The organism is Bradyrhizobium sp. USDA3516, assembly GCF_057651995.1.
Genome location: NZ_JBYGYN010000003.1, coordinates 691448 through 706141, shown reverse-complemented (window position 1 = coordinate 706141; position 14694 = coordinate 691448). Strand labels below are relative to the sequence as shown.

The 14694-nt window shown below is 65.3% G+C and carries 15 protein-coding genes; 6 read left to right on the top strand and 9 right to left on the bottom strand.

Annotated features, from left to right (window positions below):
- Window positions 1-46: 46 nt before the first annotated feature.
- Entirely contained in the window at window positions 47-2314 is a 2268-nt protein-coding gene (gene ptsP / locus AC24YW_RS13575; RefSeq protein WP_275518256.1) for a phosphoenolpyruvate--protein phosphotransferase, read from the bottom strand.
- Between the two features lie 337 nt (window positions 2315-2651).
- Window positions 2652-3908, bottom strand: a complete 1257-nt coding sequence (locus tag AC24YW_RS13570) for an aspartate kinase (protein ID WP_036014718.1) — start codon at window positions 3906-3908, stop codon at window positions 2652-2654.
- A gap of 145 nt (window positions 3909-4053) precedes the next feature.
- Between AC24YW_RS13570 and AC24YW_RS13565 the strand changes: the two genes are divergently transcribed.
- Entirely contained in the window at window positions 4054-4521 is a 468-nt protein-coding gene (locus AC24YW_RS13565) for a PH domain-containing protein (RefSeq protein ID WP_157285742.1), read from the top strand.
- A 14-nt stretch (window positions 4522-4535) separates the two neighbouring features.
- Window positions 4536-5303 (top strand): bifunctional 2-polyprenyl-6-hydroxyphenol methylase/3-demethylubiquinol 3-O-methyltransferase UbiG, encoded by a 768-nt coding sequence (gene ubiG / locus AC24YW_RS13560; protein WP_487483193.1) that lies wholly within the window; start codon window positions 4536-4538, stop codon window positions 5301-5303.
- A gap of 101 nt (window positions 5304-5404) precedes the next feature.
- Here ubiG and AC24YW_RS13555 read toward each other — a convergent pair whose 3' ends face one another.
- Window positions 5405-5827 carry a nuclear transport factor 2 family protein gene (locus AC24YW_RS13555; RefSeq protein WP_487483192.1) on the bottom strand — a complete coding sequence of 141 codons (423 nt, stop codon included), beginning with the start codon at window positions 5825-5827 and terminating at the stop codon, window positions 5405-5407.
- Window positions 5824-6426: an NADPH-dependent F420 reductase gene (locus AC24YW_RS13550; RefSeq protein WP_128265496.1), complete on the bottom strand. Its 603-nt coding sequence runs from the start codon at window positions 6424-6426 to the stop codon at window positions 5824-5826. The genes AC24YW_RS13555 and AC24YW_RS13550 overlap by 4 nt, the downstream gene beginning before the upstream one ends.
- Window positions 6427-6553: 127 nt before the next feature.
- Between AC24YW_RS13550 and AC24YW_RS13545 the strand changes: the two genes are divergently transcribed.
- Window positions 6554-7483, top strand: coding sequence for a LysR family transcriptional regulator (locus AC24YW_RS13545; RefSeq protein WP_487483191.1), 930 nt, complete (start codon window positions 6554-6556; stop codon window positions 7481-7483).
- Window positions 7484-7499: 16 nt separating this feature from the next.
- Here the strand turns inward: AC24YW_RS13545 and AC24YW_RS13540 are convergent, their stop codons facing one another.
- On the bottom strand, window positions 7500-8729 hold the full coding sequence (locus AC24YW_RS13540) for a citrate synthase (RefSeq protein WP_487483190.1): 1230 nt from the start codon (window positions 8727-8729) through the stop codon (window positions 7500-7502).
- Window positions 8730-8805: 76 nt separating this feature from the next.
- Between AC24YW_RS13540 and AC24YW_RS13535 the strand changes: the two genes are divergently transcribed.
- Window positions 8806-9900, top strand: a complete 1095-nt coding sequence (locus tag AC24YW_RS13535) for a citrate synthase/methylcitrate synthase (RefSeq protein WP_487483189.1) — start codon at window positions 8806-8808, stop codon at window positions 9898-9900.
- Window positions 9901-10139: 239 nt separating this feature from the next.
- Here AC24YW_RS13535 and AC24YW_RS13530 read toward each other — a convergent pair whose 3' ends face one another.
- Complete coding sequence (locus AC24YW_RS13530; RefSeq protein WP_225148469.1) at window positions 10140-10769, bottom strand: J domain-containing protein; 630 nt, start codon at window positions 10767-10769, stop codon at window positions 10140-10142.
- 128 nt (window positions 10770-10897) lie between these two features.
- Here AC24YW_RS13530 and AC24YW_RS13525 point away from each other — a divergent pair, with 128 nt between their 5' ends.
- On the top strand, window positions 10898-11167 hold the full coding sequence (locus AC24YW_RS13525; protein WP_487483188.1) for a BolA family protein: 270 nt from the start codon (window positions 10898-10900) through the stop codon (window positions 11165-11167).
- Between the two features lie 14 nt (window positions 11168-11181).
- Here AC24YW_RS13525 and AC24YW_RS13520 read toward each other — a convergent pair whose 3' ends face one another.
- The 3 genes from AC24YW_RS13520 to AC24YW_RS13510 all read right to left on the bottom strand — a co-directional run bounded on the left by AC24YW_RS13520 (window position 11182) and on the right by AC24YW_RS13510 (window position 14364).
- On the bottom strand, window positions 11182-12534 hold the full coding sequence (locus tag AC24YW_RS13520) for a hemolysin family protein (protein WP_487483187.1): 1353 nt from the start codon (window positions 12532-12534) through the stop codon (window positions 11182-11184).
- 67 nt (window positions 12535-12601) lie between these two features.
- Window positions 12602-13744, bottom strand: coding sequence for a 3-dehydroquinate synthase (gene aroB, locus AC24YW_RS13515; RefSeq protein ID WP_487483186.1), 1143 nt, complete (start codon window positions 13742-13744; stop codon window positions 12602-12604).
- Complete coding sequence (locus tag AC24YW_RS13510) at window positions 13741-14364, bottom strand: shikimate kinase (RefSeq protein WP_487483185.1); 624 nt, start codon at window positions 14362-14364, stop codon at window positions 13741-13743. The genes aroB and AC24YW_RS13510 overlap by 4 nt, the downstream gene beginning before the upstream one ends.
- A 173-nt stretch (window positions 14365-14537) precedes the next feature.
- Between AC24YW_RS13510 and AC24YW_RS13505 the strand changes: the two genes are divergently transcribed.
- Window positions 14538-14684 carry a hypothetical protein gene (locus AC24YW_RS13505; RefSeq protein WP_035669499.1) on the top strand — a complete coding sequence of 49 codons (147 nt, stop codon included), beginning with the start codon at window positions 14538-14540 and terminating at the stop codon, window positions 14682-14684.
- Window positions 14685-14694 lie beyond the last annotated feature (10 nt).

The following is a 14694-nucleotide window of genomic DNA, read 5'->3' as shown; positions in this document are numbered from 1 at the left end:
AAGGGCGGAAGGAGGCGACGGCGGCGGAGAGCGGACGACAGGCCCGCTACAACGCAAGGCCCTCGGCTTCGGCAAATTCCGTCAGCTTCTGCCGGATCGAGACGCTGCCCGCGGGCGCATCCAGCAGAGGGCCCAGCATGGCTTCGGCCTTCTTGGCGTCGAGGTCGAGCACCATCGCCTTGACCGGGCCGAGCGCGGTCGCCGAGAGCGAGAGCGAGCGGTAGCCGAGCGCAATGAGCGCCAGCGCGCCGATCGGCTTGGACGCCATCTCGCCGCACAGCGAGAGCGACTTCTGCGCCGCGTGCGCCTTGCGAGCGATGTCGCGCAGCGCGCGCAGGATCGGTGCCGACATGGTGTCGAAGCGCTCGGAGACCTTGGCGTTGCCGCGGTCGACCGCGAACAGGAACTGGAACAGGTCGTTGGAGCCGACCGAGATGAAATCGACCTTCTTCAGGAGCTCGTCGAGCTGGTAGAGCAGGGCGGGCACCTCGACCATGGTGCCGATGTCGATACGCTCGGGCAGCGTGTGGCCGTGCTGGCGGAGGTAGGTGAGCTCGCGCTCGACCAGCGCCTTGGCCGAGTCGAATTCGGCGACCTCCGAGATCATCGGGAACATGATGCGCAGCGCGCGGCCGCCGCCGGCCCGCAGCAGCGCGCGGATCTGGCCGCGCAACAGGCCTGGACGATCGAGCCCGAGCCGGATCGCGCGCCAGCCGAGCGCGGGATTTTCCTCGATCACCGCTTCCATATAGGGCAGCGCCTTGTCGCCGCCGATGTCGAGCGTGCGGAAGGTGACCGGCTTGGGGCCTGCGGCATCGAGCACGGTGCGATAGAGCGCGAGCTGGTCGCTGGTGCGCGGCAGGCTCTGACCGACCATGAATTGCAGCTCGGTGCGGAACAGGCCGATGCCGGCGCTGCCGGTGTCCTCGATATGCGGCAGGTCGATCGCAAGGCCTGCGTTGATCATCAGCTCGACCTTCTGGCCGTCCCTGGTGACGCAGGGCCGGTCGCGCAGCGCCAAGTATTGCGCCTGGCGGCGGGCGCGGAAGCGCACGCGCTCGGCGAAGGCGGCCTCGATCTCCTGCGACGGGCGTACATAGATCGAGCCCGAGGTGCCGTCGACGATGATGGCATCGCCGGGATCGGCGATGCCGGGCGCGTTCGGCACCTCGCCGACCGCAGGGATACCCAGCGCCCGCGCCACGATCGAGACGTGCGAGTTCGCGGTGCCTTCCTCCAGCACGATGCCGCGCAGGCGCTTGCGGTCGTAGTCGAGCAGCGCCGCCGGGCCCATCGCGCGGGCGATGACGATGGCGTTGTCGGGCAGCTGCTCGCGCGAGGGCGCATGATCCTGGCCGACCAGCTGCCGCATCAGGCGGTAGCCGAGGTCTTCCAGATCGTGCAGCCGGTCGCGCAAATAGGGGTCGGTCGAGCGCAGCATGCGCGCGCGGGTATCGGACTGGACGCGCTCGACCGCGGCTTCCGCAGTGAGGCCGGTCGCGACCGCCTCGTGGAGCTTGTGCGACCAGCCCTGGTCGTTGGCGAACATGCGGTAGGCTTCCAGCACCTCGCGGTGCTCGCCGCCTTCGGCGACGTCGCCGCGCTCCAGCATGCGGTCGAGATCGGCACGCAGCTTGGCGAGCGCGGTATCGAGCCGCTTGATCTCCTTCGGCAGGTCCTCGGCGATGTAATCCTTGATGACGACGCGCGGCTCGTGCAGCACGACATGGCCGAGCGCGATGCCCTCCGACAGGATGGCGCCGACCTTCTGCGCCGAATGGCGCGCTGCCGGCTCCTGGCCCGGCTGCGCCAGCGCGGAGAGTTCGCCGGAGGCGATCAGCTCGGCCAGCACCATCGCGGTGGTCTGGAGTGCCTCGAGCTCCTCCTCGACATAATTGCGCTTGGCGCGATTCTGCACCACCAGCACGCCGAGCGTATTGCCGGCGCGCAGGATCGGCACGCCGAGGAAGGAATGGTAGATTTCCTCGCCGGTCTCGGGCCGGAACGAGAAGGCGGGGTGGCTCTGCGCGTCGCTCAAATTGAGCGGTGTCGCCTCGCTGGCGACCAGGCCGACCAGGCCCTCATGGGCGCTGAGCACGGTGTGGTGCACCGCCTCGCGGTTGAGACCTTCGGTGGCGTAGAGCTCGAGCGTGTTGTCGATGCGCAGCACGTAGACCGAGCACACCTCGGCCACCATGTTGGCGGCGATCAGCACCACGATCTTGTCCAGCCGCTCCTGGGCCGAGACCTGCTCCGCCATGGTTTCGCGGAGCCGTCTCAACAAGACGCGGGGACCTCCCGACGCGCTCCGCATGAACCGTCAATCTCCTCCGTCTGCCGGGCCCGGCGGTATCGGCGGGCGGCTGGATCAAAATTCCAGAAAAACAACCAAATTGTTTGTCCGGCGCAGGCACAAGCACAAAATCCACGGAAGATTGAGCGCTCGTGCCGAATCAGCGCCGCCTGAACTGGGACACAGTCTGCGGCAGCCCACCCTGTCCGCCGTATAGCGAATTGAGGCTTGTTTTGCCAAGCAAAACGCCTGCCAAACGCGAAGGTGTGTACACCTTCGCGTTTGCTGCGACCGCTAAGAGAAAATTAGCCTTTTGGCATGGTCCGGAAAAGTGCGAACCAGTTTTCCGGAAAGACCATCAGGTCTGGTCGAGGCCGTAGAGCGTGTGCAGGGTGCGCACCGCAAGCTCGGTATAGGCGGTGTCGATCAAGACCGAGAATTTGATCTCGGAGGTTGTAATGGCCCGGATGTTGATGTTCCGTCCGGCGAGCGCCGAGAACGCCTGGGCGGCGACGCCGGCATGGCTGCGCATGCCGCTGCCGATCACCGAGATCTTGGCGACATCGGTGGCGGTATCGAGCCGCGCATAGCCGATCTTGGCCTTGGCCGCGGTAATCGTATCCTTCGCGCGGGTGAAGTCCGCGGCCGGCACGGTGAAGGTGAGGTCGGTGGTCTTGCCGTCCTCGGACACATTCTGCACGATCATGTCGACGTTGATATTGGCATCGGCCAGCGGGCCGAAGATCGAGGCCGCAACGCCGGGCTTGTCCTCGATCTGGCGCACCGAGATCTGAGCCTCGTCCTTGGAGAAGGCGATACCGGTGACGACGTGGCTTTCCATGATCTCCTCCTCGCTGCAGATCAGCGTGCCGGGCGGCTGGTTGGCATGCGGGTCGATATCCTCGGGCTTGTCGAAGCTCGAGCGGACGAAGATCGGCATGTTGTGGACCATGCCGAGTTCCACCGAGCGGACCTGGAGCACCTTGGCGCCCTGCGAGGCCAGTTCCAGCATGTCCTCGAACGCGATCTTGTCGAGCCTCTTGGCCTTCGGCACGATTCGCGGGTCGGTGGTGTAGACGCCGTCGACATCGGTGTAGATGTCGCAGCGGTCGGCCTTGACGGCGGCGGCGATCGCCACGGCCGAGGTGTCGGAGCCGCCGCGGCCGAGCGTGGTGATGCGACCCGTCTCGGGGTTGATGCCCTGGAAGCCGGCGATGACCGCGACCTCCTTGCGGTCCTTGAAGCGCTTGATGATCTCGCTACCGTCGATGTCCTCGATCCGGGCCGAGGCATGGGCGTCGCTGGTCTTGATCGGGATCTGCCAGCCCTGCCAGGAGCGGGCCTGGATGCCCATGCCCTGGAGCACGATGGCAAGAAGACCGGACGTCACCTGTTCGCCCGAGGCGACCACGGCGTCATATTCGCGCGCGTCGTGCATCGGCGAGGCCTCGGTGCACCAGGCCACCAGCTCGTTGGTCTTGCCGGCCATCGCCGAGACGACCACGGCCACTTCGTGGCCGGCATCGACCTCACGCTTCACATGGCGTGCGACGTTGCGGATACGTTCGATGTTGGCGACGGACGTGCCGCCGAATTTCATCACGAGGCGGCTCATGACGACGCGTGCATTCCTTCATAAGGATCAGTATGGTGACCCGCACTGGACGGGTGCCCCACCGACCGCGCGTATACAGAGCGGAGGGGCCGGGGGCAAGCGGGTTCCTGCGGGGGCAGGGCGGGGTAGTGGGTTAAGCTAGATCATGGCGCGCTATATCGACGAGATCCTGCAGCCCGGCGAGCGAGTGCTGTATTCGACCAATGCGCACTGGATCTTCTACTTTCCGGCCATCGTGGCCTGGATCGTGGCGCTGGCCCTGCTCGTCCTGTCGCAGCAGGCGATGGTCGACTGGCTCGTTCTGCTTTGCCTTGGCGCGGCAGGTCTCGTAGCGCTGGCGGCCCTGTATTGGACCGTGAAGGGCTGGTTCCATCGTTTCACCACCGAGACCGACGTCACCAACCTCAGGGTGGTGCACAAGACCGGGTTCATCCAGCGCCGCACCTTCGAGATGCCGCTGGACAAGGTCGAGAGCGTCGATGTCAACCAGACAATTCTTGGACGTATTCTCAACTACGGCGATGTGACCATCAACGGAGTCGGCGAAGGTCGCGAAACCATCCGGACGATCGCCTCGCCGCTCGCCTTCCGTAGTTCGATCACCACGCGGTAGGACCGCGCCCAACCATGAGCATGCAGCAAAATACTTCCCTTTCCGCCCAGCCCGGCTCGAGCGTCGATGCCGCCGAGATCGCGAAATTCTCGAAACTCTCGGCGGAATGGTGGGATCCCAAGGGCAAGATGGCGCCGCTGCACCGGATCAACCCGCTGCGGCTCGGCTATATCCGCGATGCCGCCTGCCGCAAGTTCGAGCGCAACGTGCGCAGCCTCAATTGTCTCGGATCCTTGCGCGTGCTCGACATCGGCTGCGGCGCCGGCCTGCTCTGCGAGCCGCTGTCGCGCCTCGGAGCGCAGGTCATCGGCGTCGATCCTTCCGCGAGCAATATCGCGGCGGCGAAGCTGCATGCCGACAAGAGCCATCTTGCGATCGACTATCGTTGCACCACGGTGGAGGAGATCGACCCGCGCGAGCGCTTCGACATCGTGCTGGCGATGGAGGTGGTCGAGCACGTCACCGACGTCGGCATGTTCCTGAAGCGCTGCGCCGCGATGCTGAAGCCGAACGGCCTGATGGTGGTCTCGACGCTGAACCGCAACTGGAAGAGCTTTGCGCTCGCCATCGTCGGTGCCGAATACGTCCTGCGCTGGCTGCCGCGCGGCACGCACGAGTGGAACAAGTTCGTCACGCCCGACGAGCTGACGAAATATCTGCTCGACAACCGTCTCGTCATCACCGAGCAGACCGGCGTCGTCTACTCGCCCTTCGCCGACAAATGGTCGCTGTCGTCCGATATGGACGTGAACTACATGGTTGTCGCGGAAGCGATGGTGTGAACTGCCGCGGTCGGGTTAAGAGCTGTCACGCCGAGAACGCTGTGCCTCTGCGTTCCCAGTGACGACGGCAAAGAGCGCAGAGATTACAGCTGCAGGCAACGCTATTCAGTGTTCTGCGAATTGAGCAGCACCCACAGCCGCGCGATCTTGCCGCCTTCGATTTGAACAACGTCTGCGCCTGTCACCGCGACTGGACCATCCTTGGGGCCGGCGTGCCAAGCCAGATGCGCGAGCCCATGGTGACCGGCAGCCACGCCATCCGGCACGAAGCGGAACGTCGGCCCGAATTGCGTCAGGAGATTCCCCGCGATGCGCGATATCTCGGCGCGCCCCCGGACGATGGCGGTCGGCTCGTACATGACGGGCTCTTCGACGAACAACTCGGTGATGGCGATCCGCCTCTTTTCCTCGTCCCGCTCGTTGAACACCCGCTCCAGATTCGAGCGAAGCAGGTGATCGAAATCAATATCTTCCGTTTTCATCGTGATCCCTTTCATCGTGTTGCCAAGCGGCTCGCACATCATCCGAACTTCACCAGGTTCAGCGCGGGAAGCGGACCGCCAGGAAACTGGGTCAACCTGGCCCCAATCGCGAGCGAGCCCAGATCGATGCCGAAAAATCCGAGCCGATCGATCAGAGCGCCGACCTCCGCTTTGGCGCCGGCATCGTCGCCCGCGTAGAAAAGCACGCGCTTGCCGCCCTCGCTCGCCGGATCGGTTGCGAGGAGTTGCGCCAAAAGATGGTTGAACGCTTTCACCACCCGCGCACGGGGGACCAGATCGGCGAAAACTTCGGACGAGGCGCGACCGCCGAGTTCTGCCGGCTTGAACAGGGGCGCTTCGATCGGGTTGTTGGCGTCGACGACGATGCGCCCGCCGAATGGCGGCAGGCCGGCGAGCGCATCTGGCAGCTTCGACCAGTTGACGGCGACGAAGACGATATCCTTGGCGGCGGCTTCCTCGCGGGTGCCCGCGGTCACGAGCGGACCGATCTCGGCCACGGTGGTCCTGAGGCTGTCCGGACCTCGGCTGTTGGACAGGGTCACGGCGATGCCGTTGCGCGCCAGCACTTGCGCGATTGCGCGGCCGATATTGCCTGCGCCGATGATGCCGATGGTGGACATGGAAAAGCTCCGGGCTGTTTGGGATCAGACGAACTGATCGGTCGGTCACAGAGATGACCGAAATATTGCCCTTTGATTAGCGTGATATTGGTCGTAAGATTATCAACGTTCCTTTGAAAATGAGCTCATGGAAACGTTGGCCAACCTGGAAGCATTCGTTCGCAGCGCTGAGTGCGGCAGCTTTTCGGAGGCTGGCCGACGCCTTTCGCTGACTCCGGCAGCTGTCAGCCGCAACGTTGCCATGCTGGAGCGCAATCTCGGCGTCCGATTGTTTCATCGTTCGACACGGAGGCTGACGCTCACCGAATCCGGCGAAGCGTTCCGCACCGCGATCGGTGGCCACCTCGAGGGACTCCAGGCAGCGATCGCCGGAACGTCCACCGGACGCGAGGAGCCGGCGGGCGTTCTCAAGATAAGCCTCCCGCCGACATTCGGCACAGCTCATATCCTGCCTCTGCTTCCCGGCTTCTTGGCCCGTTATCCGCAGGTCCGCCCTGAGTGGCACTTCGAGAATCGCCAAGTCGATCTGGTCGGTGAGGGCTACGACGCCGCGATTGGAGGCGGGTTTGAATTGTTGCCGGGACTTGTCAGCCGAACCCTTGCGCCGGCACACATCATCCCCGTTGCTTCTCCGGTCTACATGTCGGGGCGAACATTGCCGACTACGCCGGACCAATTGGCCGCGCTGGATGGCATTGTCATGCGCTCGCTCCAGAGCGGGCGCATCCGGCACTGGACGATGCGCGATGTTTCGGGGCGCGAAGTTCAAGCCCCACTGACTGAGGCGATCGTCGTCAACGACCCGGCTGCGATGCGCGAGGCGGCACTGCTGGGTCTGGGCGTTGCCATGCTCGCCACCGCCGACATTCTTCCCGCGCTCGAAGAGGGGTCGCTGCTACGCCTGGTGCCAAGATGGTACTGTGACGCCGGCGCGATCTCGATTTACTACGCGTCGCGCAAGTTCGTGCCCGCAAAGACGAGAGTCTTCGTGGATTGGGTCGCCGAGGCATTCAAGAGAAACAGACTCGCCGAGCGGTTCGCCGGAAGCCTAAGCTGAAGATCCGGAAAATGATCTAGGCTCCGGATCTCGCAGCCCCCACCCTCTTTCCCGGCGTCGGGCCCACATACCGCGCCCTCGGCCTGATCAGCTTGCCGAACTGCAATTGCTCGCTGGCGTGCGCGATCCAGCCGACGCTGCGCGCCATCGCGAACAGTGCGAGCTCGCTGCCGGCGGGCAGGCGCAGTGCATGGACCAGCACGGCGAGCGCGTAGTCGATATTGACGAACTCGCCGGTGGCTTCCGCGATCCGCTCGGGCACTTCCCTGGTGAATTTGCGCGGCGCGCCGGCGCGCGACAGCGCGTTCAGCAGCGACTGCGCGCGGGGGTCGCCGTGCTTGTAGACGCCGTGGCCAAACCCCGCAAAGCGTTCGCCGAGCGCGACGCGCTCCCGCACGACAGGCTCGACGTCGCGGTCGACCAGCGTCTTGACGAGCTGTGAGGCCAGGACGCCGGCGCCGCCATGCTTCGGCCCTTTCAACGCGGCGAGGCCGGCAATAACGGAGTCATAAAGGTTGAGGCCGGTCGAGGCCGCGCAGCGTGTGGTGAAGGTCGACGCGTTCAGCTCGTGATCGGCGAGCAGCACCAGCGCGCGGCGGATCAGATCGGGCGCTTGCTTGTTGTCCGCCGCCCAGGCGCGCGCAACCTGCTGATGCAGCGGCTCGGCCGAGGCTTCCGCATTGAGCATGGTCGCAACCAGCAGGCGGACGATGCGCGCGCCGACCATGGCGCGGCCATCGGGTGCCCGGGTGAAGGCGCGGGGATCGGCGCTCGCGGCCAGTGCGAGCACGGCGATGGCGCGATCGATCGGTGCCGCCCGGCGCGCGGCCTCCGCGATCACGCGCATTTCCTCGGAGAGCTCGGGTTGATTGTCGGGGGCAAACGGATCGACGTCGGCGACATCCCACAGCAGCGTCGCGGCGTGCTCCAGCGTATCGTTCTCGGACAGATCGACGCAATTGACGCCGCGATAGATCGCGCCCTCCTCGGTGATGGTCGAGATCTCCGTGTCCATCACCGGCAGATCGGCATCGAAGCTGCGCAGGCCGCGTGGCTCCGGCGACGGCACACGGCGCTCCTTCAGCGCACGAACATCCTCGGCGCGATAGCGGTTCTTTCGCGAGTCCGGCGTCGGCTCGGAGCGGATCAGGCCGCGGCTGACATAGGCATAGAGGGTGGCCGGGGAGATCGCGAGCTCGGCGGCGGCTTCCCGGGCGGAGAGGTACAGTCCATCAGAATTTTTCATATTGATTTATGTAATCAAGATTGATCAATGTGTCGAGAGGCCTGACCTTGTTCTCCGTGAACAGGAGATTTGGGTCATGAACATCCACCTCACCAAAAGCCAGATCGGGCTGGACGGCGTTCCCGCGGCCGAGACCGTGCTGAGCCATGTCGACGGCGAGCACGGCGAGCTGATCATCGCCGGCGAGCATGTCGGCCGGCTCGCCGCCATCTCGAGCTTCGAGGGCGTCACCGCCCGGCTCTGGAACGGTGCCGGCAAGACCACCCTCACCGAGGCCAATGTGCGCTCACACCTGGGCGTGGCGCGCGAGCGCGCCTTCGCGCGGCTGCCGGACCTGCTGCCGGCGACGCGCGGCATGGGCATCATCGACGGGTTTCGTGCCGCCGTCGCCGGACTTCGCGCCGAGCCCGGGCTGGAGCACGAGGCGACGATCGTCGGCGCATTTCCGGTGATCGCGGGCGCGCTGGTCCGGCACGCCCAGGGGCTCGAGCCGGTCGCGCCCGATCCCGACGTTAGCCATGCCGCCGACACGCTGCGCATGTTGCACGGGCGTTCGGCCGCACCGCGCGAGATCACGGCATTGGACGCCTATCTCGTCACCGCCAGCGACCACGGCATGAACGCATCGACCTTCACCGCGCGCGTGGTGGCTTCGACGCAGGCTGACCTGTTCGCGGCCGTCACCGCCGGCTATTGCGCGCTGACCGGCCCCTTGCATGGCGGCGCGCCGGAGCCGGTGCTGGAAATGCTGGATGCGATTGGGTCGCGCGAGCGCATAAAGCCCTGGGTCGACGCGGCGCTGGCGCGCGGCGAGCGCATGATGGGGTTCGGTCACCGCGTCTATCGCGTTCGCGATCCTCGCGCCGACGTGCTCAAGACCGCGGTCGAGGCGCTGGCGGCCGATGGCACCGATTTGCCGTTTGCCGGCGAGGTCGAGGCCTATATCCGCAGCGCCTTGCGCAGGAAGAATCCGGAGCGACCGCTGGAGACGAATGTCGAGTTCTTCACCGCGATCCTGCTCGATGCCCTGGCGATTCCGCGGCAGGCCTTCACGCCGATCTTCGCGGTCGCGCGCAGCGCAGGCTGGACCGCGCATGCCCGCGAGCAGCAGCGGACGGGGCGATTGATCAGGCCGAGTTCGTCATATGTGGGCGCGATGCCGGAGGCGTAGAAGCATAGGAAATGCGGAGCGCTCTTCCCCTCTCTCCTTGCGGGAGAGGGTGGCTCGCAGCGGCGAGACGGGTGAGGGGTTCTCTCCGCGAGCACCCCTCTTGCATTGGAATCTGCGGAAGCAACCCCTCATCCGGCGCCATAGCCGAAGCTTCGCTTCGACGTTCTAAAGAACGGCGGCCGAGGGCCGCCCATGCCACCTTCTCCCACAAGAGGAGAGGAAGAAAGCCCAAGGCCCCCTTACGCCTCGCGCACGACCGTCTTCAGATAATTGTACGCCTTGATGATCTCGATCAGGCGGTCCTCGGTCGAGCGGTCGCCGCCATTGGCGTCGGGGTGGTGCTGCTTCACCAGCGCCTTGTACTTGGTCTTGACGTCGGCAAGCGTTGCGCTGGGGCCGAGGCCCATGACCTGGAGCGCCTTGCGCTCGGCGTTCATCACCTTGCGCGTCTCGGCCTTGGGCGCAGCTTCCGGGCCCTTGCGCCAGCTGGCGCGGCCGTTGATCTCGCTGAACATGCTGAAAGGATCGGCCGCCATGTCGATCTCTTCCGCACCCTTCTTGCCGCCATTGGCGCCCATTTTCCAGGTCGGGCGGTGACCGGTCAGCGCATCCTTCTGATAGCGCGCAACTGCTTCGGCATTCATGCCGGAAAAGAAATTGTAGTTCTGGTTGTACTCGCGCACGTGGTCGAGACAGAAGTGCCAGTACTCGCGCTGGTTCTCGCGCCCCTTCGGCGCGCGGTGCGAGCCCTTGTTGGCGCAGCCCGCCCATTCGCAATTGACCGCGGTGTCGCGCGGCTTCACTTCCGGCTGCTTGCCCCGCGGCTTCACGCGGATGGAGTCGAAGAATTTCGATGAATCGATCGGCATGGCTGACTTTGACTACGCAATGCAAAAACCTTCAAGTCTTGACATTGCAATTCGCTGAGCACCCGGTCGCGACGAGCTTGGGACGTCCGGGTATTGACGGAATGCGAGCGCGCACCTTAATGGCACACATGGCTATGAAAGACACTATCAGCAACAAGTTGCAGGAAGCTTTCACGCCGGAAAGCCTGCAAGTCGTCGACGAGTCACATTTGCATGAGGGCCATTCCGGCCATCAGCCGGGCGGCGAGACACACTTCCGGGTGTATATCGTGTCTGCCGCCTTCAAAGGGAAGAGCCGGGTCGACCGTCATCGCATGATAAATTCCGCGCTCGCCGCGGAACTCTTAGGCAGCGTGCACGCGCTGGCGATCAATGCGCAGGCGCCGGGGGAAGGATAGCCTCCGTCAGCAGACTAAAACGACGTTCCGGCCCGTCTCGGCTTGGCCTCTTCCAGCTCGGCCTCGCGCGTCACCGGTGAAATACGGAGCGCGGTGATGCGGTTGCGCTCGCGGCGGAGGACGCGGAAGCGGAAGCCGTGGAAGGTGAAGCTCTGGCCGCGGTCTGGGATCGAGCGCGCCTCGTGAATGACGAGGCCGGCGACCGTGGTTGCCTCTTCATCGGGCAGATGCCAGTCCATGGCGCGGTTGAGGTCGCGGATCGGCACCGAGCCGTCGACCACGACGGAGCCGTCGGGCTGACGGCGCACGCCGGCGACCACCACGTCATGCTCGTCGGAGATGTCGCCGACGATCTCCTCCAGAATGTCTTCCAGCGTCACGAGGCCTTCGACCTCACCATACTCGTCGACGACGAGCGCGAAATGGGTCTTGCGGCGGCGGAACGCCTTGAGCTGCTGGGATATCGGCCGCATCTCCGGCACGAACCAGGGCGGCAGCATGATGGTGGTGACGTCGATGCGCGACGTGTCGCCCTCCGATGCGCGGATCGCCCGCAACAGATCCTTTGCGTGCAGAATGCCGATGATGTTCTCCGACTTGTCCCGCCACAGCGGAATGCGGGTGTATTCGGTGGCCAGCACCTCCCGCACCAGCTCCTCCGGCGGCAGGTCGGCGTTGATCATCACCATGGCCGTGCGGTGGACCATCACGTCGGACACCGTCAGCTCGCCGAGGCGGAAGACGTTGTGAATGTACTCGGCCTCGCCGCTCTCGATCTTGCCGTGCACCGCCGATTCCTCGACCAGGCCCTCGATCTCCGAATCCGTCAGGATCTCGTGCTGCGAGAACTCCTGCACTCCCATCAGACGCAGGATCGCGCTCGACGCCGTGTTGAGACACCAGCTCAGCGGGTAGAACACGAGGTAGGAAAAATGCAGCGGATACGCGATCCACTGCGACACGGGCATCGGCTCCCTGATCGCAAGCGTTTTCGGCACCTGCTCGCCGATGATGATGTGCAGCGAGGAGAAGACCAGAAAACCCGCCACGAACGAGGTGAAGTGCAGCGTGGCCTCCGACATTCCGAGCGGGCTGAGGACGGGGCTCAGCAGCGCGGACACGGTCGGCTCGCCGATCCAGCCGAGACCGAGCGAGGCCATGGTGATGCCGAGCTGGCAGCAGGCGAGATAGGATTCGATGTTTCCCATCATCGTCTGCAGCAGGCGCGCACCGAAGCGGTTCTGCTCGACCATGGCCTTGACGCGGAAGCCGCGGCTCTTCACCAGCGCAAATTCCGCCGCCACGTAAAACGCGTTGGCGGCGAGCAGGAGGGCCGCAAGCAGCAGATTGATCGAGATCGAGCTCATGTTTGCCTCGCGACCGCCCCGGCATTCCCCGCCGTTTCGCGGGCGGCCGATCTGAACGATCCCGTCGTCACTGCGCGAGCTTCTCTTTCAGGAAGTCGCGCACCGGCGCCGGCTCGACGTCCTTTGCGATCACCGCGCGGCCCACGGCCTCCAGCAGGATGAAGGTGAGCTTGCCGCGCTTGACCTTCTTATCCTGCGCCATCAACGCCATCAGCGCGTCGGCATCGGCAAGCCCTTCCTGCGCAAAGCCCGCGATGTCCTGCAGGCGCGTCGGCAGACCCGCCTCGATCAGGTGACGCTCGATACGCGCCGCCTCACGCTCGCCGATCATGCCGAGCTTCGCCGAGAACTGCGCCGCCAGCGTCATGCCGATGGCGACGCCCTCGCCGTGGAACAGGCGGTCGGAGAAGCCGGTCGCAGCTTCCAGCGCGTGACCGAAGGTGTGGCCGAGGTTGAGCAGGGCGCGCTCGCCGGTTTCGCGCTCGTCGCGCGCGACGATTGCTGCCTTGGCCCGGCAGGACGTCGCGATCGCATGCTCGCGGGCCGATCCGCCCCTGGAGATGTCGGCATGGTTCTTCTCGAGCCAGCTGAAGAAAGCCTCGTCGCCCAGCACGCCGTATTTGGCGACCTCGGCATAGCCGGCCCGGAACTGACGCGGCGACAGCGTGTCCAGCACGGCGGTATCGGCGATGACGAGCACCGGCTGGTGGAAGGCCCCGAGCAAATTCTTGCCCTGCGGCGAGTTGATGCCGGTCTTGCCGCCGACGGACGAGTCGACCTGCGCGAGCAGCGAGGTCGGCACCTGTACGAAATCGACGCCGCGGCGCAGGATGGCCGCGGCAAAGCCGGCGAGATCGCCGACCACGCCGCCGCCGAGCGCGATGACGAGATCGTTGCGCTCGATTCGAGCGGCGATCAGTGCCTCGCTGACCTTTTCGAGCCCGGCATAGGTTTTCGAGATCTCGCCTTCCTCGACCACGATGCGCGAGGTCGGAATGCCGCTCGCCGCGAGCGATGCTTCGGTCGGCGCGAGCCAGTGTTTCGCCACGGTGCGATCCGTCACGATCGCCGTGCGCACGCCGGGGCGCAGGGCGGCGACGCGTTCGCCGAGCGAGGCCAGCACGCCGCGTCCGATAACGATGTCGTAGGCGCGATTCTCCAGCGCGACGCCGACAGTGACAGGATCGGAATGCTTCAACGGCGCAGTCATCTTGACGCACTCGCAACGTCTTGAGGGGGTGAGGCGGACGGCTCGCTGCAGAGATGGGTGCGCAGCGTTTCGATGCACTCCTCGACGATGCGATCGTGCGGCACGTCGCGCGAGGCGATGGTGAGGTCGGCCTTGCCATAGACCGGCTCGCGCTCGGTGAGCAGGCGCGTTACCGTCCCTTCCGGATCGGCGGTCTGGAGCAGCGGGCGATCGGCACGACGGCGGACGCGGCGCATGATGACGTCGTGGTCCGCCCGGAGCCAGATCGAGACCGCCTTGGCGGCGATGCGGGTCCGCGTCTCCTCGCGCATATAGGCGCCGCCGCCGGTTGCCAGCACCACGGGCCCATCGTCGAGCAGCCGCGCGATCACCCGGGCCTCGCCCTCGCGGAAATGCGCCTCGCCGTATCGCTCGAAGATTTCCGGTATGGTCATGCCGGCCGCTGCCTCGATCTCGGTGTCGGCATCGACGAAGGGCAGCTTCAGCCGGGCCGCCATGCGCCGGCCGATGGTGGATTTGCCCACCCCCATCATGCCGACGAGCACGATCGAGCGCGCCCCGAGCGCCGACAGGATGTCGGCCTCGGGCGAAGCAGGAAGCGGCAACGCGGCGTCGGACATCGTCTCGCTCGACTGGATCTCGCTCGAACTGCCGCCAGATGCGGCATGGTTTGGCCACCTATACGACCCCATGGGGGCCCTCGCCAGAGGACTCTTGCCACGAAACGGCGAACATGTTGGATGATTTCATTGGTTAATTTGGCTGCCGCGCCCCTACCCGAGACTCCAGAACGATGCCGAGCCTGTTCCGCTTCCTGACGGTCGTCGCTGTGATCGCCGGCATCGTCTATGGCGTGGTCTTCGCACTGGCGAACTTCGTCAATCCGAAGCCGCGGGAAATGACCGTGACGATCCCACCGGACAAGTTTCTCAAGAAATAGCAGCTAGGCT

Bases quoted from the DNA above. Each gene is read 5' to 3' on its own strand.
- ptsP (WP_275518256.1), bottom strand. From the start codon at position 2,314: ATGCGGAGCGCGTCGGGAGGTCCCCGCGTCTTGTTGAGACGGCTCCGC.
- AC24YW_RS13570 (WP_036014718.1), bottom strand. From the start codon at position 3,908: ATGAGCCGCCTCGTGATGAAATTCGGCGGCACGTCCGTCGCCAACATC.
- AC24YW_RS13565 (WP_157285742.1), top strand. From the start codon at position 4,054: ATGGCGCGCTATATCGACGAGATCCTGCAGCCCGGCGAGCGAGTGCTG.
- ubiG (WP_487483193.1), top strand. From the start codon at position 4,536: ATGAGCATGCAGCAAAATACTTCCCTTTCCGCCCAGCCCGGCTCGAGC.
- AC24YW_RS13555 (WP_487483192.1), bottom strand. From the start codon at position 5,827: ATGATGTGCGAGCCGCTTGGCAACACGATGAAAGGGATCACGATGAAA.
- AC24YW_RS13550 (WP_128265496.1), bottom strand. From the start codon at position 6,426: ATGTCCACCATCGGCATCATCGGCGCAGGCAATATCGGCCGCGCAATC.
- AC24YW_RS13545 (WP_487483191.1), top strand. From the start codon at position 6,554: ATGGAAACGTTGGCCAACCTGGAAGCATTCGTTCGCAGCGCTGAGTGC.
- AC24YW_RS13540 (WP_487483190.1), bottom strand. From the start codon at position 8,729: ATGAAAAATTCTGATGGACTGTACCTCTCCGCCCGGGAAGCCGCCGCC.
- AC24YW_RS13535 (WP_487483189.1), top strand. From the start codon at position 8,806: ATGAACATCCACCTCACCAAAAGCCAGATCGGGCTGGACGGCGTTCCC.
- AC24YW_RS13530 (WP_225148469.1), bottom strand. From the start codon at position 10,769: ATGCCGATCGATTCATCGAAATTCTTCGACTCCATCCGCGTGAAGCCG.
- AC24YW_RS13525 (WP_487483188.1), top strand. From the start codon at position 10,898: ATGGCTATGAAAGACACTATCAGCAACAAGTTGCAGGAAGCTTTCACG.
- AC24YW_RS13520 (WP_487483187.1), bottom strand. From the start codon at position 12,534: ATGAGCTCGATCTCGATCAATCTGCTGCTTGCGGCCCTCCTGCTCGCC.
- aroB (WP_487483186.1), bottom strand. From the start codon at position 13,744: ATGACTGCGCCGTTGAAGCATTCCGATCCTGTCACTGTCGGCGTCGCG.
- AC24YW_RS13510 (WP_487483185.1), bottom strand. From the start codon at position 14,364: ATGTCCGACGCCGCGTTGCCGCTTCCTGCTTCGCCCGAGGCCGACATC.
- AC24YW_RS13505 (WP_035669499.1), top strand. From the start codon at position 14,538: ATGCCGAGCCTGTTCCGCTTCCTGACGGTCGTCGCTGTGATCGCCGGC.